This is a genomic window from Halioglobus sp. Uisw_031 (assembly GCF_047729875.1).
Classification (GTDB): domain Bacteria; phylum Pseudomonadota; class Gammaproteobacteria; order Pseudomonadales; family Halieaceae; genus Marimicrobium.
The window spans coordinates 2,655,270-2,678,959 of sequence record NZ_CP159826.1 but is presented as its reverse complement, the minus strand read 5'-3'; the positions used below and the strand labels follow the sequence as shown (position 1 = coordinate 2,678,959).

Annotated in this window: 22 protein-coding genes and 1 pseudogene; 13 read left to right on the top strand and 10 right to left on the bottom strand. The window is 52.8% G+C overall.

Annotated elements, in window-relative coordinates:
- Positions 1-8 precede the first annotated feature (8 nt).
- Together prlC and ABXT62_RS12155 are read right to left on the bottom strand one after the other, a co-directional pair.
- Entirely contained in the window at positions 9-2,045 is a 2,037-nt protein-coding gene (gene prlC, locus ABXT62_RS12160) for an oligopeptidase A (protein WP_415355552.1), read from the bottom strand.
- A 52-nt stretch (positions 2,046-2,097) separates the two neighbouring features.
- Positions 2,098-3,432 (bottom strand): DEAD/DEAH box helicase, encoded by a 1,335-nt coding sequence (locus tag ABXT62_RS12155; protein ID WP_415355551.1) that lies wholly within the window; start codon positions 3,430-3,432, stop codon positions 2,098-2,100.
- A 108-nt stretch (positions 3,433-3,540) separates the two neighbouring features.
- Between ABXT62_RS12155 and ABXT62_RS12150 the strand changes: the two genes are divergently transcribed.
- Genes ABXT62_RS12150 through ABXT62_RS12140 form a run of 3 tightly spaced genes read left to right on the top strand, consistent with a single transcriptional unit; the run spans position 3,541 to position 6,466 of the window.
- Positions 3,541-4,512 (top strand): quinone oxidoreductase family protein, encoded by a 972-nt coding sequence (locus tag ABXT62_RS12150; protein WP_415355550.1) that lies wholly within the window; start codon positions 3,541-3,543, stop codon positions 4,510-4,512.
- A gap of 22 nt (positions 4,513-4,534) precedes the next feature.
- Positions 4,535-5,875, top strand: coding sequence for a spinster family MFS transporter (locus tag ABXT62_RS12145; RefSeq protein ID WP_415355549.1), 1,341 nt, complete (start codon positions 4,535-4,537; stop codon positions 5,873-5,875).
- Between the two features lie 3 nt (positions 5,876-5,878).
- Positions 5,879-6,466, top strand: coding sequence for a GNAT family N-acetyltransferase (locus ABXT62_RS12140; protein ID WP_415355548.1), 588 nt, complete (start codon positions 5,879-5,881; stop codon positions 6,464-6,466).
- 12 nt (positions 6,467-6,478) lie between these two features.
- Here the strand turns inward: ABXT62_RS12140 and cysK are convergent, their stop codons facing one another.
- From cysK to ABXT62_RS12120, 4 genes and pseudogenes are all read right to left on the bottom strand, one after another.
- On the bottom strand, positions 6,479-7,459 hold the full coding sequence (gene cysK, locus ABXT62_RS12135; protein WP_415355547.1) for a cysteine synthase A: 981 nt from the start codon (positions 7,457-7,459) through the stop codon (positions 6,479-6,481).
- A 299-nt stretch (positions 7,460-7,758) separates the two neighbouring features.
- Positions 7,759-8,205, bottom strand: a complete 447-nt coding sequence (locus ABXT62_RS12130) for a TlpA family protein disulfide reductase (protein ID WP_415355546.1) — start codon at positions 8,203-8,205, stop codon at positions 7,759-7,761.
- Entirely contained in the window at positions 8,202-8,651 is a 450-nt protein-coding gene (locus tag ABXT62_RS12125; protein WP_415358263.1) for a hypothetical protein, read from the bottom strand. The genes ABXT62_RS12130 and ABXT62_RS12125 overlap by 4 nt, the downstream gene beginning before the upstream one ends.
- Positions 8,652-8,681: 30 nt before the next feature.
- Positions 8,682-9,322: pseudogene (locus tag ABXT62_RS12120) on the bottom strand (YihY family inner membrane protein); the annotation flags it as partial.
- Between the two features lie 241 nt (positions 9,323-9,563).
- Here ABXT62_RS12120 and arsC point away from each other — a divergent pair.
- From arsC to sppA, 4 genes are read left to right on the top strand one after another with little or no spacing between them, the layout of a single operon-like run.
- Complete coding sequence (gene arsC, locus ABXT62_RS12115; protein ID WP_415355545.1) at positions 9,564-9,914, top strand: arsenate reductase (glutaredoxin); 351 nt, start codon at positions 9,564-9,566, stop codon at positions 9,912-9,914.
- Complete coding sequence (gene wrbA / locus ABXT62_RS12110) at positions 9,911-10,513, top strand: NAD(P)H:quinone oxidoreductase (protein WP_415355544.1); 603 nt, start codon at positions 9,911-9,913, stop codon at positions 10,511-10,513. Before arsC ends, wrbA begins: the two co-directional genes overlap by 4 nt.
- Entirely contained in the window at positions 10,510-10,857 is a 348-nt protein-coding gene (locus ABXT62_RS12105) for a DUF2069 domain-containing protein (RefSeq protein ID WP_415355543.1), read from the top strand. The genes wrbA and ABXT62_RS12105 overlap by 4 nt, the downstream gene beginning before the upstream one ends.
- A gap of 21 nt (positions 10,858-10,878) precedes the next feature.
- Positions 10,879-12,726 (top strand): signal peptide peptidase SppA, encoded by a 1,848-nt coding sequence (gene sppA, locus ABXT62_RS12100; protein ID WP_415355542.1) that lies wholly within the window; start codon positions 10,879-10,881, stop codon positions 12,724-12,726.
- Positions 12,727-12,740: 14 nt separating this feature from the next.
- Here the strand turns inward: sppA and ABXT62_RS12095 are convergent, their stop codons facing one another.
- Together ABXT62_RS12095 and ABXT62_RS12090 are read right to left on the bottom strand one after the other, a co-directional pair.
- Complete coding sequence (locus tag ABXT62_RS12095; protein WP_415355541.1) at positions 12,741-15,875, bottom strand: efflux RND transporter permease subunit; 3,135 nt, start codon at positions 15,873-15,875, stop codon at positions 12,741-12,743.
- On the bottom strand, positions 15,875-17,152 hold the full coding sequence (locus tag ABXT62_RS12090) for an efflux RND transporter periplasmic adaptor subunit (protein WP_415355540.1): 1,278 nt from the start codon (positions 17,150-17,152) through the stop codon (positions 15,875-15,877). The genes ABXT62_RS12095 and ABXT62_RS12090 overlap by 1 nt, the downstream gene beginning before the upstream one ends.
- A 215-nt stretch (positions 17,153-17,367) precedes the next feature.
- Here ABXT62_RS12090 and ABXT62_RS12085 point away from each other — a divergent pair, with 215 nt between their 5' ends.
- The 4 genes from ABXT62_RS12085 to ABXT62_RS12070 all read left to right on the top strand — a co-directional run bounded on the left by ABXT62_RS12085 (position 17,368) and on the right by ABXT62_RS12070 (position 20,545).
- On the top strand, positions 17,368-17,823 hold the full coding sequence (locus ABXT62_RS12085) for a MaoC family dehydratase (RefSeq protein WP_415355539.1): 456 nt from the start codon (positions 17,368-17,370) through the stop codon (positions 17,821-17,823).
- A 65-nt stretch (positions 17,824-17,888) separates the two neighbouring features.
- Positions 17,889-18,581, top strand: coding sequence for an NUDIX hydrolase (locus ABXT62_RS12080; RefSeq protein ID WP_415355538.1), 693 nt, complete (start codon positions 17,889-17,891; stop codon positions 18,579-18,581).
- A 21-nt stretch (positions 18,582-18,602) separates the two neighbouring features.
- Positions 18,603-20,141, top strand: a complete 1,539-nt coding sequence (locus ABXT62_RS12075; RefSeq protein ID WP_415355537.1) for an FAD-dependent oxidoreductase — start codon at positions 18,603-18,605, stop codon at positions 20,139-20,141.
- The gene (locus ABXT62_RS12070; protein ID WP_415355536.1) at positions 20,138-20,545 is read left to right on the top strand and encodes a c-type cytochrome; all 408 of its coding nucleotides are present in this window, start codon (positions 20,138-20,140) and stop codon (positions 20,543-20,545) included. The genes ABXT62_RS12075 and ABXT62_RS12070 overlap by 4 nt, the downstream gene beginning before the upstream one ends.
- Positions 20,546-20,562: 17 nt before the next feature.
- Here the strand turns inward: ABXT62_RS12070 and ABXT62_RS12065 are convergent, their stop codons facing one another.
- Together ABXT62_RS12065 and ABXT62_RS12060 are read right to left on the bottom strand one after the other, a co-directional pair.
- Entirely contained in the window at positions 20,563-21,750 is a 1,188-nt protein-coding gene (locus ABXT62_RS12065) for a lipid-transfer protein (protein ID WP_415355535.1), read from the bottom strand.
- A gap of 28 nt (positions 21,751-21,778) precedes the next feature.
- Positions 21,779-22,213, bottom strand: coding sequence for a Zn-ribbon domain-containing OB-fold protein (locus ABXT62_RS12060; RefSeq protein ID WP_415355534.1), 435 nt, complete (start codon positions 22,211-22,213; stop codon positions 21,779-21,781).
- 213 nt (positions 22,214-22,426) lie between these two features.
- Here ABXT62_RS12060 and ABXT62_RS12055 point away from each other — a divergent pair, with 213 nt between their 5' ends.
- Both ABXT62_RS12055 and ABXT62_RS12050 read left to right on the top strand, forming a co-directional pair.
- Positions 22,427-22,591, top strand: coding sequence for an entericidin A/B family lipoprotein (locus ABXT62_RS12055; RefSeq protein WP_415355533.1), 165 nt, complete (start codon positions 22,427-22,429; stop codon positions 22,589-22,591).
- Positions 22,592-22,905: 314 nt separating this feature from the next.
- Positions 22,906-23,670, top strand: a complete 765-nt coding sequence (locus ABXT62_RS12050; RefSeq protein ID WP_415355532.1) for an SDR family oxidoreductase — start codon at positions 22,906-22,908, stop codon at positions 23,668-23,670.
- Positions 23,671-23,690 lie beyond the last annotated feature (20 nt).

The following is a 23,690-nucleotide window of genomic DNA, read 5'->3' as shown; positions in this document are numbered from 1 at the left end:
CGCTACGATTAGCCGCTAATACCGCAATGCCGAAGCAGTGGCTTAATACTCGGCTCGCGACCTCTGAAGGCAACAAATAATTCCATCGGCTCTTTCGAACCGCCGGCCTCAAGAATACTTGTTCTGAATGCAGCGCCGGTCGCCGCGTTGAAGATGCCGTCTTCCTCGAAGCGCGAGAACGCGTCCGCCGACAATACTTCTGCCCACTTGTAGCTGTAGTATCCGGCGGCGTAGCCGCCAGCGAAGATGTGGGAGAAAGCATTTTGGAACCGGTTAAATGGCGGGGGTGAGGTTACCGCCACCTGCTGCCGTATCTGATCCAAAAGGCTTTGTACGGATTCAAAAGCGTCACTTCCCCATTCTAGGTGTAGGCGGAAATCGAACAGGGAGAACTCCAGTTGTCGCATCATTGTCATGCCTGATTGGAAGTTTCGCGCTGCCAATAGCTTATCCAACAGTGCCTCCGGTAGCGCTTCTCCTGTCTCATGATGGCCCGAAATAAACGCGAGAGCCTCGCGTTCCCAACACCAGTTTTCCAGAAACTGACTGGGCAGCTCGACCGCATCCCAAGCAACGCCATTGATGCCAGACACGGCGGCTACCGTCTGGCGCGTCAACATGTGATGCAAGCCATGGCCGAATTCGTGGAACAGGGTGGTGAGCTCGTTGTGGGTAAGCAATGCAGCGCTGTCGCCCACCGGAGCCGTGAAGTTACACACCATATAGGCCACTGGAATTTGCAGACCCTCGGGAGTCTCACGTCTTACCCGGCAGTCGTCCATCCAAGCACCGCCGCGTTTATGTGCCCGGGCATACAGATCAAGAAAAAAGCGGGCGATGACTTCGCCATCGCGCAGCAACTCGAACAGCTTGACGTCAGGGTGATAAGAATCAAAGTGCTCTACTTCGTTAACATCGACCCCATAAAGACGCCGCACTACCTCGAACAGGCCGGGCAAAACTCGGTTCACCGGCAGGTAGGGTCGTATATCTTCTTGCGACACTTGGTAGAGGTTTTGACGTAATTTTTCGCTGTAGTAGCCCACATCCCAGGATTGCAGGTCAGTCAGGCCGGTATCATTGCGCGCAAAATCCACCAGCTGTCGCCACTCCTCTTTCGCTTGCGAAAGGGACTGCTCTGCCAGCTGCTGCAGGAAATCCACAACGCTAGCCGAAGATTCAGCCATTTTTGTCGCCAGAGACAGTTCTGCGTAGTTTTCAAATCCTAGTAGCTGCGACAGTTCACTGCGCAGTTGCAGCGTGTCCGTGATGAGCGCGGTATTGTCCCACTGGCCACCGTTTGGCCCTAGTTCTGACGCCCTTGTGCAGTGTGCGGTGTAGATCGTTTCCCGCAACTGTCGATCATCGCAGTAGTTCAGTACGGGTGACAGTGACGGGAATTCGAGATTGATCAGGTAGTCCTGCTGTCCCACCGCAACCGCTGCCTGCTTGGCGCTGGCCATTGCCGTCTCAGGCAAGCCACGCAGTTGCTCTGCCGTCACCTGCTTAGACCAGGCACTCGTAGCATCGAGTACGTTTTCTCCGAATGTACTGCCCAGCTTGGACAGGCGCTGTCGTAGCTCGCCGTAACTTTTTTTCTTGTCTGGTGGCAGGGCTACCCCCGCAAGTCGAAAGTCTCGCAGCGACTGATTGATGGCTTTTTGCTGTGCCGTATTCAGGGTTGTGAATGTCTTCCCGTCGGCTATCTGCTGGTAGGCGGCACACAGGTCAGTGTGCTGCCCCATCCATGTGCTGTATTCAGACAGCAGTGGCAGGCAGGCATTGTAGGCCTCGCGCAATGCTTCGTTGTTGCACACGCCATTGAGGTGCGACACTGGAGACCAAGCCTTAGCCAGTTCGTCCTCAAGCTCTTCTATTGGCTGCAGAAGGTTGCCCCAGGTGTAGCCCCCCTTATCGGTAGCCAATAGCTCTTCAATGCGGAGTTTGTTGGTCTCGATGAGCTGCCTGATGGCGGGTTCCACGTGCTCGGGTTTAATGCGTGAAAAAGGCGGTAGCAGGTGTGGTTCAAGTAGGGGGTTGGGCATAGTGTTATCTTCCAGCTGACATTCGGTACATGAGTCTAAATCAAATCAGAAATCACTCGCGCGGTTTCTTTTTTTTCAGTGGAGTGAAGCCGTCATTGACGACAACGGTTCCGTCTGTTGCTTTTGCTCGACGCTTACCAATATTCTTTTGGTTGCGTGTGCGTGTTTTACTTTTCTCGGTAGTGGCCTTTTCCTTCTTTTTCTTGACGCCTGACGCTTTACCAGAAGATTTTACTTTTTTAGGCCCGCTGTATTTCGCCTTCAGACCGGTCAGAGTGCGTCGCTCAAAACGCAGTGCGAGATAGCGTTCAATGCCGACCATCATGTTCCACTCTGACGCGTTCGCCAGAGAGACGGCTAGCCCCTTTGCGCCTGCCCGACCGGTGCGTCCGGTGCGGTGCAAGTAATTGTCTCCGCTGTAGGGTATGTCGTAATTGACCACCAAGTCGATACCACTGACATCGAGACCTCTGGCGGCCAAATCGCTGGCGCAGACGATATGGACTTTGCCGTCGTGGAATTGATGCATGACATGTTTACGTTCTTCCGTACTCATTTCACCGTGCAGACACCCACAGCGCAGATCTTCATATCTGAGCAGGTTAGACAGTCGTACCGCCGTGGTACGTTTGTTGCTGAATACCAAAGCGCGATGAAAGCCGCCTTCTTTTATTAGCGCGGTCAGCAACTTGTCTTTGTGTTCCTGACTGTCCGCCAGTATCAGCTGGTGCGTAATGCTGCTGTGAGGCTGGCGTACTTGGCCTACCGCAATCTGTTGTGGCTCATGTAGCAGTGTTTCCGCGATGTCACCTACGCCTCGGTGTGAAAGTGTTGCGGATAGCAGCAGCACCTGTTTGCTGTCAGCGCTGAGCTCAGCAATTTTGAGCACGTCTTCGCGAAAGCCCATATCCAGCATGCGATCGGCTTCATCGAGCACCAAAGTCTGAAGTCCGCTGAGATCAGCACTGCGTTTCTGACAGTGCTCCAGAAAGCGCCCAGGTGTCGCCACAACGATTTCTGGATCCTTGCGTAGTTGTGCTTTTTGATACTTAAAATCGGCTCCACCGGTAATGGCTTGGGCCTGTATTGGCGACATGATCAGCAACTGGCGGCACTGCTTGAGCACCTGCCGTGCTAACTCTCGGGTAGGAACGAGAATCAGTGCCAGCGTGCCTGTCTGCCTTGTGGAGCTCACGGCAAGAATTTTCTGTGATAAGGGAATCAGGTAAGCCAGTGTCTTTCCGCTGCCGGTCTCGGCACTGACCAGCAGATCTTTGTCCTGCAGTGCCATAGGAACGGTTAATTTCTGGACTTCGGTGGCTTCAGTTAGCGCAAGAGCATCGATACCCAGACGCAGGTGACGGTCAAGCTGTAGTTCTTCGAACACTCTATTGCGCTCCACGGGTAATGTGTATGTGTATGGCAGGTTCCATTCTCACAGGAACGAGTGATACTTTAGACGAGTTGTCACAGGTTGAACAGGGAGAAGGGTTTAATGGTGCAGGCGATAAGAATTTGTGAGACCGGCGGCCCCGAGGTGATGATGCTGGAAGAGGTGCTGCTGGATGCGCCGGGCTCGGGCATGGTGACCGTTGAGAATAGGGCGATCGGTCTTAATTATATCGACACATACCATCGCAGTGGACTGTATCCACTGTCGTTGCCCACAGGAATAGGCCTGGAGGGCGCCGGGGTAGTGCAAGCTGTGGGGGAGGGTGTCACGCTTGCTGAAGGTGATAGGGTTGCCTATTGCTCGGCGGGCTTTGGCGCTTACGCGCAGGCATTGAACCTGCCGGCTGCACGTCTGATAAAAATTCCTGATGGGATCAGCTTTGAACAAGCGGCGGCATGCTTACTGAAAGGACAGACCACCGAATACCTGCTACAGAGGACCTACCCCTTGTCTTCCGGCGAGACCTGCCTCTTCCATGCGGCGGCGGGCGGAGTTGGGCTACTATTCGGGCAATGGGCTAACAGCATCGGCGCCACGGTGATTGGCACCGTGGGTTCCAAGCAAAAAGCCGAGCTGGCCCGGGCTCATGGTTTCGCCCATGTCATCAATTACCGCACGGAAGACGTGGTGCAACGGGTTCTGGAGATTACGCAGGGCCAGAAGGTGCCGGTGGTTTACGACGGTGTGGGTTTGGATACTTTCGACAGGTCATTAGATTGTCTGCAGCCGCGCGGACTGATGGTGAGTTTTGGAAACGCCTCGGGGCCACCTGCTCCCCTGAATTTACAAATGCTGGCCAACAAGGGTTCTCTGTATATTACGCGCCCCACGATGGTCACCTACACGCTGTCGAGCGAAGAGCTGCAGCAATCTGCTGATGATCTGTTCGCTCGTGTGCTGAGCGGTGATGTGCGTGTCGCAATTAACCAGCGTTACCCGCTGGTCGATGCACAACAGGCACACCGTGATCTGGAAAGTAGAAAAACTACCGGTTCAACGATTCTCTTACCGTGACGAAATGTAGCGGAGAGAGCTCATGATGGGCTCGTCAGCTGTAAACCCCGAGGATGCGAACCGGGGTAGGGCGATGTATGCCCTGATCGCGTTATTGCTGGCGTATATATTGTCTTTTATCGACCGCAATGTGATGGCGGTTTTAATCGGTCCTATTCGAGCTGATTTTGCAATCAGTGATTTCCAGTACAGCCTGTTACATGGGTTTGCCTTTTCTATGTTCTATATTTTTCTTGGATTGCCTATTGCGCGATTGGCGGACAGGGGAAGTCGCAAATGGGTGATTACCATCGGGGTTCTTTTTTGGAGTCTAATGACTTGCCTATGCGGAATAACACGCAGTTTTAGCACTCTTTTTGTTGCCCGCGCCGGTGTGGGTATTGGAGAAGCTGCGCTGTCACCACCCGCTTACAGTTTGCTGAGTGACTATTTTAGTGAGGGAAATTTGCCCAAGGCGATGGCGGTTTACACGCTTGGAATTACCATAGGCGGTGGTTTAGCCTATATTATCGGCGGTGGCGTCTATGAATATTTTACCGAGTACGGTGCGCTGTCATTGCCATTTGTGGGAGAACTGCGTCCTTGGCAGAGCACATTTTTTATTGTCGGGCTGCCAGGGTTTTTGCTCGTGCTGATGCTGTCGCTCATCGCAGAGCCGCCGCGCCGCGGGGCTTTGCCTGAAGAAGCGGGGGACTATAGTGTCGCCGAAGTGAAGACACACCTGCGTCTGCATTGGCAAGCCTATGGTAGTTTGATCATGGGAGTATCGCTGCTTGCCGTGCTGGGTTATGGCACGATGGCTTGGTATCCGGAGTTTCTGGTGCGCAGTCATGGTATGGACCGGGCGGAAGCAGGGTCGCAGTTTGGTCTGATCTTTATTGTCGCCGGCAGTGTCGGTGCACTGCTGGGGGGTTTCAGTGCGAAGCCTTTGCGTGAGCGTGGTTTTGAGGATGCCAGCATGCGCTTAATCGTGTGGATTGCTCTGCTGTGGTTGCTGCCTGCTGCGCTTGGCCCCCTGTCTTCCAACAGCAGCCTGGCACTATGGGCAGCGGTACCAATTGTGTTTTTTCTTAACAGCTATTTTGCGTTGGCAATTTCGGCACTGCAAAACATCACGCCCAACCGGATGCGGGCCCAAGTATCTGCTTTGATGCTCTTTATGACCAACCTATTAGGGTTGGCCTTGGGGCCCAGCGTGATTGCCGCATTGACCGACTTTGTTTTTGCCAATGACGCTGACTTAGCCTATTCATTGAGCCTGCTACCTTTGCTGGTTTGTCCTCTCGCAGCGGCTTTGTTGGCATGGGGTCTAAAATACTACCGTGCTGCGCTATTATACTGCGCTCATAATCCAGGAGAGTAAGGTATGTCACTGCGCGTCACACCGGTTGTATTGCTGGGGAAAGAGGTTCGCTTGGAACCGTTGGGGCTTATCCACGCCCAGGGGCTATACAACCGTGGCCGGGTAGAAGCAGACTGGACTCACCTGCCTCGCTCGTGTTTCGTTGATCTGGCAGATACCCGTCATTGGATTGATGAAGCTTTAGGTGTAGAGGGACAATTGCCCTTCGCTATCGTAGAAACAGCCAAGGACAAGGTGATAGGCAGCACACGTTATCTGAATATCAGGCCAGAACATCGCTCGCTGGAGATTGGCTGGACATGGCTTGGACAGAATTGGCAACGTACAGCAATTAACACAGAGACAAAGCTGCTTCTGTTGTCTCACGCATTTGAAAAATTGGGCTGTATACGCGTGGAATTTAAGACTGACACTCGTAACGAACGTTCGCAACGAGCGCTGCAGAGAATCGGCGCCACGAAGGAGGGTGTGCTGCGTAATCATATGATTGTGCAGGACGAGTTTGTGCGTGATTCAGTCTATTTCAGCGTGATCAGTAGTGAATGGTTAGATGTCAAGGAGCGTCTCGAAAGACTTGGAGGCCGCTCCTGATTTCTGACTCGCTCAACTCACAGTGGTCTGAACGGTTTCGTTTTCCGAAAAGGTGTCGGCAAACAGTGGAGACGTGAGGTAGCGCTCTGCGGAGTCAGGCAAGATCGCAACGATCAGCTTGTCCCTGTGTTCTTTTCGTTGCGAGAGTCGATGTGCAACAGCCATTGCTGCGCCTGAGGAGATGCCCGCCAAAATACCCTCGCGCTGCATCAGTTTGTGGGCCCATTCAATCGCTTCCTCGCTGGACACCTGTTCAACGTGGTCGACCATACTTAGGTCCAGATTTTTCGGCAAAAAGCCGGCACCGATGCCCTGTATTTTGTGGGGAGCATGGGTGGGTTCTATTCCAGCCTTGGCCGCCGTGATGATAGTGGTAGAGTCGGGTTCAACCGCCACAGTTAGCACGTTCTTGCCCCGGGTTTTTTTCAGATAACGGGAAATACCCGTGAGGGTGCCACCGGTTCCTACGCCCGATACTACGATGTCCACCTCGCCGTCTGTGTCCTCCCAAATTTCTGGCCCGGTGGTTTGTTCATGAATCGCAGGGTTGGCCGGGTTTTCGAATTGGCGCGGCCCCCAGTACTTTTCGGGATCAGCGGCGATGATGTCCTCCGCCTTCTGAATGGCTGCAGAAACGCCTTTGGCGCCATCGGTAAGAACCACCTCTGCCCCCATGGCCTTCATTAGCATGCGCCGTTCTAAGCTCATGGTGTTGGGCATGGCCAATATGCAACCATAGCCTTTGGCCGCTGCGACGAACGCGAGGGCGACGCCTGTATTGCCACTCGTGGGTTCAACGATAGTCATTCCGGGCCTGAGGCTGCCATCACGCTCCGCCATAGCGACCATATTAGTGCCTATACGGCACTTGACGGACATGGCCGGATTGCGATTCTCCAGCTTGGCATAAATATTTCCATCACTGATGTGATTGATCTTGACCAAAGGCGTACCGCCAATGGTTTCAGCATTATTTTTGTGGACATTGCCCATGTTGATACCCTCTATTGAACTGATTCAGGCCGCTCTTCCTGCATAAGACTAGTCTCGTCAGACGTGGCTGTCTATTGCCTGCCACTATAGGCGCTCGATTGTGGCGAAAAAATAAATTTATTTCACTTTTGGCGGAACTTTTCGCCAGTAGTAAAGTCATATTAAACACAGACGCTGTGACAGTAGTTGCTGTAAAGGTAGTGAGCCTGTTGTGGCAATACCGAATTTCGTCCAGATCCTCCTCTCCTTGCAGGCTGCTAGCCTGTTTCAGCCGGTCCTTTGGACCGGCTTTTTTTATTCTAGTTCGACGCTTTGTTCAAATCTTGCTGGGTCGCTTGTACCAGTGAGGCGAGAGTCTGTGGCCCAATCAGTGTTGCAACGAGTCGCCCTGTTGGATCGAGAATAAGGGTTGTGGGCAAGACTACCGGCCTGGGTATGCCCAGTTGCGCCGCTGGATCTGATTCCAGGCTGGCAAATGTGACGCCCAATTTCTGCCGCTGTAGTTCCAGCTCATGGCCATTTGTCCCGTCATAGTTTACCCCCACCACAGTGACCTGAGCGTAGTCCTGATCAAGGCGGTTTAATTCTGGAATTTCTTTGATACACGGTGCGCACCATTGTGCCCAGTAGTTGATCACAACCCACTGTCCCTGCAGACGTTCCAAGCTTGACAGGGTCGTGCCAGGATCATGTTTGGTGCACCCCAGTAGCGACAATACCGCAGCAAGAATCAGTACATACCTCACTGGCTGAATAAATCCGCCAGATTAATGCTCAGGATATCACGTTGATCCTGGCGTTCACTGGCGAGTAGGCGCAAAGCATCGCTCTGCCAGCCACTGTGGGTAGCGAAGTCCTGTTCGGATAGGGAGTGCTCATCGTCGATCCATTCTTTCAATTGCCAGAAGGGGATGGTGTGTAGATCTCGGCTCAGCAGATAGTGGCCCTTATCGTTCTCGGTAATCACTTTTTCCTGAATAAGAATGTCACGCACCATACTCCACGTTTCGCTGTCCAGACCCCGAATGACGTCGTGCCTACCGTCAAGGAGTTCGATCTCTCGTACCGCATCGCCTGATTTTTGTTTTTGCCAGAATAAATGCAATACATCGAGTGCCTTCAGCGTTGCTGGTCGATTTGCTTGTTCATTGTTTTGATAGGCCGATAGACTATGTACTAGAATACCTCCCATGAGTACGATGTTCCAAGACAGATAAATCCATAATAGGAACAAGGGTACAGCGGCGAACGCGCCGTAGATGAATGTGTAATTGGAACCCACGACTAACTGTGTAAATGCCGCGCGGGCAGCGTGAAATGCCAGAGCGACGAATATCCCCCCATCAACGCGTGCTTGAACGGCACCCGGCAATTGGGAACAGCGGCGTAAATCAGGCTGAAACCTGCCGTGCTCAGTAATAGCGGCGTGCTCTCCAACAGGAAAGCTTTAGCCCCAAAGATGTCGAGGTTTTCCAGCGCGTTGGCGAAGGATGAAAGGTAGGTGCTTATGCCCAGCGCCAGACCGATGGTGATGGGCGCCAGGGTCAATACAGCCCAATACAACAGAAAGCTGGATAGAGCGCTACGGTTCTCCCTAGCATGCCAGATCATGTTGAATGCGTGCTCAATATTGCGCAGCATCAGGATAGCCGTCACGAGTAGAAAGACAATGCCAGGTCCGGTAAGGTTTTTCGCTTGCTGGGAGAAACCGTTGAGGTAATTTTCGATATCAGAGCCGCTTTCAGGCATCAGGTGTGTGAACAAGATCGTTTGCATCTGGTCCTCGGCGCCCTGAAAAGCCGGAATGGCCGACGCGATTGTATAGAGGACCGTTAACAGCGGCACCAGCGCGAACAGGCTCATATAGGTCAGTGCGGCTGCATTTTCAGAGCAACGATCCGCTACGAATCGACCCGCGAAATAGCGTATACGGCCCCATAGTTCGGAAAATAATAGTATGCGAGATGTCATATGAGCATTATTGCATGACTCGAGGGGCGCCTGCACGAATCAGTATGCTCGATTCTGTCAGTTGTCTGGGCGAAATCTGTCGATGTTTTGGTATACTTCTCCGCAATTTTGTCGCGGTCATAGGAAATCAACCATGAGTTTAGTTACGCTTTATCATAATCCACGTTGCTCCAAATCGCGTAATACTCTTGCGTTGCTGAAGGACAATAGCGTAAATCCGGAGGTGGTACTCTATTTAGACACCCCACCGGACACTAGAGAACTAAAAGCGCTATTAAAGAAACTTGGCCTGACAGCAGCTCAGTTGGTGCGACGCGGCGAGGACGCGTATAAAGCTTCCGGCTTGAACAAGGACTCCGATGACGAGGAAATACTAGCAGCCATGGCCAAATATCCGAAGCTGATTGAACGGCCCATTGTGGTCAAAGGAAGTCGGGCCGTGCTGGGTCGTCCCCCTGAGAATGTTCTGGAGCTTATCAAATGAGCGCAGAGCCCTATGTACTGGTGCTTTACTATTCCCGGCAGGGTGCCACAGCGACGATGGCACAGCACATAGCACGCGGTATTGAACGGGTGTCAGGTGTGGCTGCCCGACTGCGCACCGTCCCAGCGGTGTCTGCAACGTGCGAGAAAAGGGAAGACGATATTCCCTCAGACGGCCCGCTCTACTGTGAACTGGAAGATCTGCGTGACTGCGCTGGAATGGTTATGGGCAGTCCTACTCGGTTTGGTAATATGGCTGCGCCGCTGAAGTATTTTATCGATCAAACCTCAACGCTGTGGTTAAGCGGCACTATGATTGACAAGCCGGCTGCTGTTTTCACCTCCAGCTCAAGTATGCACGGGGGGCAGGAGTCGACTTTACTCAGTATGCTGCTGCCGCTGTTACATCACGGCATGATCGTTGCGGGCCTTCCCTACAGTGAAACGGGCTTAATGAGTACGACCTCCGGAGGAACACCGTACGGGGCTTCGCACTGGGCGGGTAATGATAATATGCGGGCAGTGGACGAGGTTGAGGCGGGGTTGTGTCGTGCGCTAGGGCAGCGCGTAGCGCGCCTGGTAACGGGAGAACGGCGATGAGTGCCTCTTTTGCGTTGCGGTTGACATGGGTGAGTTGGTTGACGCTGTTCTTACAGCAGGCCGCTGATGCATGGGCGTATCAGGCGCCGTGGTTTATCTGGACACTGAAATTATTGCCTTTGCTGATTTTTTTGCCGGGCATGCTTAAGGATAATTTACGCAGTTATATCTGGCTGTGTTTCGTTTGCCTAGGGTATTTCATGATACTGGTGCAGCGTATTTTTGCGCAGCCGGATAGCCTGTTGGTCGTGATTGGGCTGGTTGCCGTTGTGATACTGTTTACAGCTGCGATGCTGTATGTGCGCTGGCGCGCCAGAGAGCTGCGTGCGGTGGACGAATCTTAAATAAATACTGGAGCTTAGAATATGAGTAAACCCTCACTTTTGCGCCGTTTTTTTTCCGGGATTTGGCGGGGGTTGACGCGCATCAGACTGGCAATCTCGAATATCCTTTTTCTCGCCATGATTGCGTTTATCTATTTTGTTTATATTGGCGGTGCACCCGAGCCACTCCCAGAAAAAGCAGCCCTGTTATTGAATATAGGCGGCACTGTGGTGGACCAGAAATCAGAGATCAATCCTTTGCAGGCGCTATTGGAAGCCCCCTCTCCTGAAAATCATGAGGTATTGCTTAGAGATATCATAGAAGCGATTGATTACGCAGCAGAAGACCCAGCCATTAATTCCTTGGTGATGGAGCTTGACTCTCTGGGACGTCTCGGCATTAGTAAAACCCAAGAGATTGTTGATGCGCTACAAAATTTTCGCGAGAGCGGCAAACCTATGGTCGCGATCGGTGATTACTACACCCAAGATCAGTACTTGCTGGCCAGTCATGCCGATACGGTTATAGCGCATCCTTTAGGGGGGGTAGCTTTAGAGGGATACAGCAGTTATCAAAACTATTTTCGAGAGGCGCTGAAAAAAATATCGGTCAATGTGCATGTCTTTCGTGCGGGGGATCAAAAGTCGGCAGTGGAGCCGTTCATGCGTGACGATATGTCGCCCGCTCAGAAAGAACTGACCAGCCGATGGCTGAATAATTTATGGGGGCAGTATACGACAATTGTGGAAACGCAACGGACACTGAAGCCTGGAGCGGTCGATAACTATGTAAACAACTTTGCGCAGATGCTGCAAAATCATGGTGGGGATGCGGCACAGACGGCGCTTCAGTCGGGGCTGGTAGATCGCCTGCTCACCCGCAGTGAGGGTAACGATTACCTTGTTGAAGTGGTCGGGGCTAGCGATGACGATGGCCTCTACGAGGCGGTGGTATTTGAGCGCTATGTGGCGCGAAAGCGTCCACTGTCACTGGGTACTCCTGACGGCGATCGCGTTGCGGTAATAACTGCAGTGGGAACCATAATGCCCGGGAAACAACCGCCCGGATCCATTGGGGGTGATTCTTTGGCGCAATTGATTCGCGGTACCGTTGATGCCGATGGAGTTAAGGCCATAGTGTTGCGGGTTAATAGTGGCGGCGGCAGCATGTTTGCATCGGAGGTTATTCGAGAACAGATGCTCTATGCAAAGAGTATGGGTTTACCCGTTGTTGTGTCGATGGGTGCCGTTGCTGCGTCTGGAGGTTATTATATTGCTGCCGACGCTGATGAAATTTGGGCGACCCCATCCACGATTACTGGCAGCATCGGCGTCTTCGCTGCGTTCCCCACCTTTGAGGAGTTGCTACAGCGCGTGGGCATATCCACAGACGGTGTAGGCACGACAGCCTTAGCCGGTTCAATGAGGGCTGATCGGCCACTCAACCCGCAGTTAGTTGATGCCCTTACCAGTGGCGTAAAGTTTGCGTACAAAAGTTTTGTGCAGATTGTCGCACAGGGTCGCGATATGACTGTCGCTGAGGTTGATCCCTTAGCCGAGGGTCGCGTTTGGAGCGCTGCCGACGCGTTAAAGGCAGGCCTGGTTGATAACCTCGGCAGCCTCGATGATGCCATCGCTGCCGCAGCAACCAGAGCCGGCTTGGAAAAGTACAAGGTGCACTATGTGGAGAGGCCCCTGTCTCCTCGGGATATGGTACTGAAGAAACTGGCCAACAGTGTCGGAAGCTTGCATGTGTTCACGCGTTCTGCCGCCAATTCTGCTTTATCTGGTTTGTTGGGTCCCATGCGCGAAGCTGCCCAGGAGTTGGGTGCCATGCAAGATCCAGGGTATCTTTATGTGCGCTGCGTGGCCTGTTCCCTGGCGCACTAGCACAGTGATATCTGTCAGGACTGAGTCAGCGCCTCATGCGCGATATTTTTGCTGGCTCGCCAACCGGCGAGGTCTTCCAGAATCATATAAAGGCAAGGTATTAGTAGCAGCGTAATCACCGTGGCAAACACAATGCCATAGGCTAAGGATATGGCCATGGGCACCATTGCCTCTGCCTGCGTTGTGCGCTCGGTTAGCATGGGTAAAAGACCAAAAAAGGTTGTCAGCGAGGTTAGCAGGATAGCCCGAAAACGTCTCGCCCCTGCCTCTACCACTGCGGCATAGCGCTCAGCGCCGTTTGCGACGGCCTTGTTGACGAAGTCCACTAGTATGAGGCTGTCGTTGACGACCACGCCACTTAGCGCAATCACACCCATGAGCGACATCATGCTCATCGGATACCCCATTACCCAATGGCCAAAGATCGCACCAATCATGCCGAAGGGTATAACACCCATGATAATTAAAGGCTGCAAGTAAGACTTGGTGGGAATCGCCAGTAGCGCATAAATACCGAACAGCGCTAAAGAAAAGCCTACGATCATACTCGCGGCCATTTTAGCCTCTTCGTCGGCAGCACCCGAGATGTTGTAGCTTAGCCCTGGATATTTTTTCTGCAGGGCAGGTATCAGATTTTTTTCGATATCCTTGATGATTTTGTCCGGCTCGACGATACGCTTATTGACCTCTGCGGTTAGCTCCGCAGCTCGCTGGTAGTTGATACGTGTGGCTTTGACTAAGCCCTGTTTGACCTGCAGGTCAGCTACCGTGTCGAAAGGCACCTCATCCCCTGTAGGTGTTCGGATGAACATATTGCTCAAACTACTGACGTTTTCACGATCTGTTTTAGGATAACGCACCATCACCTTGATCTCATCGATACCGCGTTGCACGCGCTGGGCCTCCGCGCCATAAAACGCGTGTCGTACCTGCGTCCCTAGGTCAAAGCGAGTAATACCCAGAGCCTCTGCCTCAGGCAAAATATCGAGATGAAACTCATCAGACGTATCACTAACGCCGTTACGGATATCGTACAATCCAGTGTAGAGCCTCAACGCTTCTTCAAAATCATCGGACGCCTTTTGCAGCGTATCAAAGTTGTTATGCATCAGGTCGAACGCAATGGACGGACCAAAGCTGGGGCCCTCTGCACTGGTGATAGAGAACACTTCTGCGCCGTGTATTTTCCCGACTTCTGAGCGCCAGAGTTCTTCGATTTCACGGGTTGAGATGGTTCGCTGATCTTCTTTAGTCAACTCAACATCAATGCGGCCGTTAATGCGCTCGAAACCATAGGTGGCCATGTGTTCGAGTAAACGCTCATCAGTAGCACTATCGCGCCGGTATTGCTCTTCTATTGTTGTAAAGGCATCGGCGATTTGAGTGACCGCTTGTAGTGTTTGCTCCTCAGGAGCGCCTGGGGACATCCGTAATTCGACCTGTAAGAATTCTCCCGGAGTGTCAGGTGCTAATACAGTGCGCACGGAGCCACCTGCTAGCAATCCCGCGGATAACACCAGCAGCATTAGAAAAAAGGCCAATGTCATATAGCGGTTGTCGACGCAACGCAGCATGAAAGGTTTATAGCGCCGTTGTACAAAACGAGTTAAATGCCTGTTCACAGCCTCTTGGACATGGTCAATCTTCAATAGGATAGGATTAGTGGTGGGCTTAGAGTGCGCCAGATGAGCCGGCAGAATCCACTTTGATTCGACCAGTGAAAAGCACAAGCACATAATGACAACCCAACCACAGGCGGCGGGAAAGGCCCCAAACACCCCATCTATAAACAACGCGGGTATAAAAGCCATGATGGTCGTTAAGACGCCAAATGTAGCAGGGGTAGATACGCGATAGACGCCATTGATGACGTTTGTGACGCTGTGGCCGAACTCTTCCGTCTCTGTGTAAGCACTTTCACCCATAATAATGGCATCATCGACCACGATGCCCAGCACCAGTATGAAGCCAAATATGCTGACCATATTGAGTGATTGACCGATAAAGGTGGTGTTAATCAATGCCATGGCACCGAGAAAGCACACGGGTATCCCCAGCATGACCCAGAATGCTAACTTTATTTCCAAAAACAGGGCGAGAATGATAAACACGAGTAGCGCACCCATTGCCAAATTTTTCACCATCATGCCCAGCCGACCTTTGAGGTAATAGGTCGTGTCATACCAGATATCAAGCTTTACCCCGTCAGGCAGATCACTGGCTTTTTGTGCCGCATAGGCCTTTACGGCATCGGCCGTTTCGATAATGTCCTGTGTGCCCATGGAGAAAGCGTTAACGCCCAATGAATAAGTGCCATCGAACGCAGCAAAACCTGCGGAGTCTACGAAACCATCGTCAACGGTAGCTATGTCTCCTAGCATCAGACGAGTACCGTCTGGCCAGGTTTTTACAACGATACTTTCAAAATCCTGTTGCACGTAGGCTTGGCCCATAGTTCGCAACATGATTTCGCCATTATCAGTTCGCACCGAACCCGCAGGCAGGTCCAGCGACGAGGCAGCGATAATGTTGGCAATGTCCCCCAGACTGAGATGGTATTCGCGCAGCAGTTGTTCGGAAACTTCGATGCCGATTTCATAGTCCCGAGCGCCGACCACACTGGCAGCAGAGATCGCGGGGTAGGTTAATAACTCACGTCGGATTTGATCAGCAAGAGCCTTCATTCCGCGTTCATTAATATTGCCCGACAGTTGCAGAGTGAGCGCTGGGAATAGAAGCTCAGGCTGGCTGATGACAGGTTTTTCCGCTTGCTCTGGAAAGTGTTGTATTCCGTCGACCTTGCTCTGGATGTCGGCCATTAACTTGGCTAGGTCGATGCCCTCTTGCGGCTCAATCATCATAAAGGCACTAGACTCGAACGAGTCTGACTCCACGCGCTTTATACCATCGATGTCGTTAATCGCTTCTTCGATTTTAAGGACAACACCCTGCTCGACTTCTTCCGGCGCCGAACCGGGATAGGCTACGGAGATAAAAATGACTTCAATATCGAATGCGGGGAACATCGCGCGCTGGATGTTAAAAGCCGACCCTAGACCTACGGTCATGATGATCAACATAAGGAGATTCGCTGCCACCGGGTTTTGTGCGAACCAGGCGATGACCCCTTTTTTAGGCTGCTGAGACATTAGTTGCCGTAGCTGTCGTTGGTTAGAAGCTCAGCGGCAGCAGTGGCCTCGATGATTTCTGACTCCGGCTGTTCTTCGGGTCTGCCTGCTTGGTCCACCATGTTGCTCGGTATTTGTGACTCTATGCGAACTTGGGCACCTTCGAATGAGTTGTCCAGCGTTGTCAGTGAGACCAGTTCCCCATCGTTCAGGCCGGCGCTGACATAAACAAAGTCACCTCCGGTGCGCAGCAATGTCACGCTGCGAGTTCGCAGGAGCCCAGTCTCATCGATGACCCACACGTTATTACCTGCACGGATAATGTAGCGGGGTAGTCGGACGATATCGACTAGTTCTTTGCCCTTGATGCGGGCATTGACAAACGTGCCGATCCGCAGTGGGTCTGCGTGTGGATATTGAAGGCCGTAAGGATCTTCGATGCGCGCAACACTAAAAAGTACGCGCGAACGCGCATCGAAAACGCCTTCAGTGTGGTGCAGGTAGGCGTTCCAGTGTTTTACTTGGCCACCCACCTCAGTATACAAGTCGACTGGCGAGCCATTTTGCATGGTGCCAAGTTCAGGCAATTCTAGATACTCCAATTTGTTTTGCGGTATTGGTAGGCGTACCTGGGCATATTCAACTGAGAAGATGTCTACTAGCGGAGTCCCTGCGGCGACAAACTGACCCAGCTCGCTGTGTTTTGTTCGAATCAATGCATCATACGGCGCGCTGATACTGGTGCGCTCCAGATTATCTCTGGCGGTGTTGAGATCGGCCTGTGCGGCCAGCATCTGTGCAAGGGCTTGGTCCAGCTGCGGTTTGCGCAGGTAGAGATCTTTTGATGCTTGAGTGCGTTGCTTACCCCTTGGTGTTTTCTTCCATTCCTGCTCTGCCACTTTTGCGCGGCCTGTTTCTTGCGCTAGGTTGCTCTGTGCAGATTTGACCGACGCTTCGGCGCGCAACAGGCTAGTTTCGTAATTTCGTGGGTCAATCCGCAACAAAACATCATCTTTGGAGACGAACCCGCCAACGATAAAAGAGGGAGAAACCTCGATAATACGTCCGTTAACCTCTGACATAACCGATGTCTCCTGCAGTGGCGTAACAGTGCCCTGAGCCTGAATCGGAATACGCAGGTTCTGCTTCACAACTTCTGTCACGTCAACTGTAACAATCGTTCTGACAGGCTCCTCAATAATCGTTGCGGGTCGGTTCAGATAAAGTATCGTTGTGATCACGACGGAACCCGCCAGCATGACAATCGAAAAAAAGACTTGTTTGTTTCTGGAGACCACTTTGTAGCTACCAATTAGAGTCCGTTGACAGAGGGCGCTAAAACGCGCTGGTACGGACGTTGCATGAAATAGGCGACCATTTAACCATATTTCGGGTATTTATGAGTGTGAAATACTTGTAATTAAACGGTTTAAGCAGATCTACCCCGACACGGGCATAGTAGTGCTGGTGGGTGGTATAGTGCCTATGACTTCGACGATAGGGAAAGCGCATCATGACAACAGTGTTTCACAATCCGGCTGCTTTGTTGGCTGCAGTTGGACAGCATCTAGGTTTTAGCGACTGGGAAACAATCACTCAGCAGCGTATCGATCAGTTTGCCGATGCTACCGGAGACCATCAGTGGATCCACGTTGATCCTGAAAAAGCGGCGCAGGGTCCTTTCGGTAAGACTATCGCACACGGCTATCTTACGCTGTCTATGGCGAATCTTTTTTTGCCACAGATCATGCAGGTAGACAATACGTCCATGGGGGTTAACTACGGCTGCGAAAAAGTACGCTTCCCTGCCGCGGTCCCGGTGGATAGTCGGCTACGGGGTGGGGGCGAAATCATTAGTGCCGAAGAGGTAAAGGGGAGTGTGCAGGTTGTTGTGCGTATGACAATTGAGATCGAGAGCGGCGAACGCCCCGCATGTGTACTCGACACAATCAGTCGATTTTTCCCTTGAGCTGGAGCCACGGTGTTTGTTAAGGCCGTCACTGACCGCAGACTTTTTCACAGGAGACACTATCAGTGCTGGAAACAAGTAATCTTATAGAGCCAGTCTATCCTGCCGCCACAGTGGTTCTGATGCGAGATTGTGAGGAGGGTATCGAAGTGCTATTGGTGCAGCGTAACAAAGCGGTGCAGCACATGGGTGGAATGTGGGTATTTCCGGGAGGCAAGGTGGACGAAGCCGATTATCCCGGCGACAGAAACGAGTATCAGGCGGCGTTAAACGCTGCCATTCGTGAGACTAGGGAAGAGGCGGGTCTGAGTGTCACCGCGGATCAGTTGGTGTACCTGTCACACTGGACGACGCCCGAAGGCGCGAAAAAACGTTTTGCGACCTGGTTTTTCCTGACGATATTAGACGACGAGCAGGAAGTCCAGGTCGATGGCGGTGAGATCGCCCGTCACCGTTGGGCCGAGCCTAGTGCGGCTTTGGCAGAGTCGCAAGATTTGGAACATCCGCTGCGCTTGATGCCGCCGAGTTATGTGAGCCTTTCTGACATTGCCGACTGTCAAACTTGCGCAGAGGCGCAGCGCAGAGTTGCTGAACGTGATGCCATCATCTATGCGCCGCGCATTGCTTTTGTTGAAGGTGGCATCTGTTTTTTATACGCAGGCGATGCTGGTTATAGCGACTCTAACCTTGACGTAAAAGGTGAGCGCCACCGCCTTTATATGATCAACGATCAGCTGGAATATATTCGACAACCCTAAGGCCGACTGGAGGAAAAGGACATGACTAAGCGACCTGTCAATGCAGGGCTAAGCCGACGCAGCTTGTTAACCGGGCTTGCTGCTACTGCCGCCGCCACCGTCGCAGCGGGGTCTGCTGCGTTGCCGCGTTCGGCTGTGAAAACATGGGACATGAGTATCGACGCATTGGTCATTGGGTCGGGTTCAGCGGGTGTTTGTGCCGCTATTGAGGCCCGTCAGGCGGGAGCCGAGGTGATGCTCATTGAATCCCTGTCGCAATTTGGCGGCTCGTCTGCGATGTCCGGCGGTGTAGTCTATGCGGGCGGTGGTACAGCTTTACAAAAAGCGCTCAAGGTTGAAGACAGTGTTGAAGAAATGTACCGTTTTCTTGCTTTAGCGGGTGACGCTAATCCCCCGCTGGATAAGATTGCTTTGTACTGCGAGGAGAGCCCTGCCCATTTTGATTGGCTGGTAGCGCAGGGTATTCCTTATTCCCAGAAGTTGACGCTTGCGAAGGGTCTCCCCATGGGTGATGAATCGTTGTATTTTTCTGGCACTGAGCAGGCATGGCCAGCGCGGGAATTAGCAAAGCCAGCGCTGCGAGGCCATGTGCCAGGAGTTGAGGGCATGAATGGCGGTCGGCGCCTGATGGAGGCTCTATTGTCCCGTGCAGTAACATTGGGTGTGAGCCTGCACGCTAGCGTTTCTGCTGACCGGCTTGTGATCGAGAGCGACGGCCGGATCGCCGGCGTTATCGTCACTGTTGCAGGTGAGTCGCTTGCTATACAGGCCAAGCGTGGTGTGGTGCTTGCCTGTGGCGGATTCATTCACAATCGGGAGATGCTTAAGCTTTACGCACCAAAGCTCTATGAGTGTTCTGTGCCTTGGGGAAACGTAGATGATCAGGGCGATGGCATCAATATGGGCATTGCGGTTGGTGCCGCAGCATTACGTATGCACGAGGGGTTTGCAATCGCTCCGATATACCCGCCGGAAAATGTCTTGTCAGGTATCGTGGTGAATGCCTCGGGGCAGCGGTTTATCTCTGAGGAGTCTTACCATGGCGTGTTGGGCGACGCTATTACTTACCATCAAAAGGGGCAGGCCTGGCTCATTACTGATCAGCGCAGTGGGTATAACTTTCATCAGGACAATTTTTTACCGGTCGCAGAAGGCTCCAGCATTGACGTTATCGCCGCGCAGTTGGGCTTTCCTTTAGGTGCGTTGCAACAGACGGTTAATTACTACAACCAACATGCGATCAATGGGGACGATCCCATGTTTCGAAAAAGTAAGACTTACCTGCGGCCGCTGCAAGGTGCGCCCTATAAAGCGTGGGACCTGTCGGTGGCGGACGCTTTTTTCCCAGCACACACTTTTGGTGGTTTGCATACGAACCTTGATGGGCAAGTTCTGAGTAGTTTTGGAGACATTATTCCCGGTCTATATGCGGCTGGACGCAATACAGCGGGTATACCGACTGCGCCTTATATTGCCAGCGGGCTGTCGGTAGGTGACTGCACTTTTTTTGGACGCAGGGCAGGTCGAGCAGTCGCCGCCCTAGACGGAGGTTTGTCGTGAATCACTTATGCGCTGTGGTTTTGTTCTCTTATGGTCTGATGATGTTATCGACTCAGGCTGCGGCACAGGAACTGCGGCTTGCCGGCGATGCTGACAGGGGCAGGCTTGAGTTTGGCTCCTGCCGCACCTGCCATTATGCTGAAGCGATCATGGGCCACAATAACGGTCCAAGCCTGCATAGAATATTTGGTAAAGTTGCTGGCAAGCAGGAGGGTTTTAACTATTACTCGGAGGTGTTTCAGACGGCCCAGTTTGTGTGGACGCCAGAACTGATGTTTGCGTGGTTAGAAAACCCTATGGCGATGTTTCCGGGTTCCTCAATGATGAGTGCAGGTGTACCGGACCCGCAGAAGCGAGCCGATTTGATTGAGTTTCTCAAGCAAGCCTCTGTGCGCGACCCCTGACTCATTGAGCCAATGCGCTATTTCTTGACGATCACCGAACTGCCGTGCCCAAACAATCCTTGGTTGGCGGTAATGCCGACTTTTGCGCCTTGAACCTGCCTGTCTCCCGCCTGCCCGCGTAACTGCCAAGTCAGCTCACAGATCTGGGACAGGGCCTGAGCCGGCACCGCCTCGCCGAAACAGGCCAAGCCGCCGGAGACGTTAATCGGAATTTTTCCGCCAAGGGCAGTGTCACCGGCGCGCAACAGGGCTGCTGCCTCACCTCGTGGGGCCAATTGTAAATCCTCAATCCAGTCCAGTTCCAACGCGGTGGACAGGTCGTAGACCTCAGCCAGACTGATGTCCTCGGGGCCGATACCTGCTTCTTCGTAAGCTTTGAGGGGTATGGTGGAACGGTAGGCATGCGCTTCGACTCCTGCAGCCGCTGCGGAATCAGTAGCGATGTCGGGCATCTCTAATACCCCGCTGGCAAAGGTCGGTGTTACCGTAGAAATAGCCGCTACGCGCGGCGCGTTCCCTTTGCCTATCTTGCGTGCATATTCCAGGCTGGACACGATCAGGGCTGCGCCGCCGTCGCTGGTGGCGCAAATATCCATCAGTCGCAGAGGGTCAGCAACCATGGCTGAGGCCGCGACATCCTCGGCGGTAAAGCATTTACGATAGCGCGCCCGCGGATTTTTGCTGCCCACTAACGAGTTCTTGACCTTGACCGCAGCAAAATCCTGCAGAGTATCGCCGTAGAGATCCATGCGGCGTCGGGCATAGAGCGCAAAATAGGTCGGATTGGTGATGCCGAGGTAGAAACGTACCCAATCAGGATCTTCGGGTCGGTAACCGCCTGCGGGTGCCAGGAATCCTTTTGGAGTGGTGTCCGCGCCTACAACGAGGGCGACTTCACACTCGCCTGACAAAATTTTGTTGCGTGCTGCCGCTAGCGCTTGAGATCCCGATGCGCAGGCTGCATAGGATGTGTTGACCTCTGCCCCTTGCCAGCCCAGCGCCTGAGCGAAGGTGGCGCCCGCCACAAAGCCCGGATAGCCGCAGCGGATTGTAGCGCCGCCAGAGACAAACTTGACGTCCTGCCATGGCACTCCCGCATCTGCTAGCGCCTCGCGAGCGGCCGCCACACCGTATTGCACGAAGTTGTGACCCCATTTGCCCCAAGGGTGCATGCCGGCGCCCAGAATTGCGATTTCATTGGACATAATATTGTGCTCCAGATTCAGCGGGCGGCTATTGCGCCAGCGGTTGCCACTTCCAAGTGACTTTGATGTCGTCGTCTGTTTCGTGCAGTGGTTGCAGTACCAGCTCCATCGGCATGCCGACCTTTAGATCATCCACAGTGAGCCCCTCAATGACTTGCCCCAGAATCACCATTTGCTCTGTTTCGAGCTGCACTCCAGCAATCGCGTAGGGCACAAAGGGTTCCTGTGCCACAAACGGCGCAGGAGGTTTATAGCAGGCATTGGTATAGCTCCAGACTTTACCTGTCCGACTGAGCTCGACTTCGCGAAAATCTGTACTTTCACACTGCGGATTTCTACAGTAGTCATTCTGCTTGGGGAAAAAATACGTGCCACAATCCTGGCACTGGGTGCCTATAAGGTGCGGTTTCGCTTCCATGGTATGCCAGCCCTCAATGGCAGGTACAAGGGGCTTTGAGCTCATATGTTAATTCCCTAAAAAAACGGTAGTTAGGGTACTACCGGGCGGTAGATACAGGCAAGGGTCTATTCTCATGAAACGGGAGTAGGCGAAGTGAGTCTGCCATGGTAGACCTGCTGGAGAGTAGACAGCCGATAGAGGGCTCTACTATACTCACGTGGCTGGGTAAATTTGGTTCCCGACCTAGTAATCCTATTACACTCGAGGTGCACATTAATGAATACTGAAAAATCCTATGGCAAATACAAAATGGTTGCGCTATCGATTGCCGCTGTCGCGATCCTCAGCGGATGCAACACCGTCGCGGGTGTTGGTAAAGATGTTCAGGCGGCAGGCGAATCAACAACGAAAGCGGCAGACAAAGTCAGCGACAAGATGTAGCCGCTGCCCCACTCGGGCGCTAACTTAGAATGCGTTAGTTCGCCTTAATGCTCGCTAACGCATTTACTGCACAGTGAAAAATGCAAATTTCTTGGGTCCTCTCTGAATTCAGGAAGTTAAGTAGAAGACTCACGCTAGACACTTTTAGCGAGGATGCGCTTGCCTCGTCACTTTACGCAGATTGTTTCCTGTTAATCTCGTTTATTTGCTTGTGCAATTTTGCCCCAGCACCTCGTGTGGGATGAAGGTTTTGCCTGAAAATATCGGCGCCATTTAATGACCGTATTGATGAGACTAACTAGTCGGGAGTGACTATGCGTACCTATGCAATGACAGGTGGCGCCACAGGTATTGGCGCGGAATTGAAGCAGCAACTGAGAGCTGCTGGGCACAAGGTGATTTCCGTGGATATTAAGGAGGGCGATATCATCGCTGACCTATCCACGGTAGAAGGTCGTAAGGCCGCCGTGGAGGGCATACACTCACTGGCACCGGATGGTCTAGACGGGTTTATTCCCTGTGCGGGGCTGCCCCCAGTGGCGAAACCGTTATCACTGATTGCGCAGGTTAATTACTTTGCTGTGGTGGCCACGGTTGAAGGATTGCGAGGCCTATTGCAGAAGAAAAAGGGTAGCGTGCTATTCGTCTCATCCAATTCTGCCCCAATGGTCGCAACCGATGATCCCTTCGTTCAGATTTGTTTGTCTGGTGATGAAGAGGCAGCTTGCGCTGAAATCGAAGGGCGCGACGGGCACACAGCGTATGCTGGTTCGAAGAGGGCTGTGACCATCTGGATGCGCCGTCACGCAGCAGAATATGCCGCTGCTGGAGTGCGCATGAACGCGGTGGCCCCCGGTATTACGATGACACCTTTGACTGATCTCGTTTTCGCTGATGCTGAACTAGGCCAGGTAATGAAAGAGTTTGGCGATTCAGTGCCTGTGGGTCGTACCGCTCAGCCAGTCGATATTGCGAATGTTATGCGTTTTATGCTCAGCGATGAGGGCAGTTATCTCTGCGGTTCAGTCTTTTTTGTCGACGGTGGTTCCGACGCTATGATGCGCGCAGACGACTTCTAAAGCGCTATCATGGCTCAGCA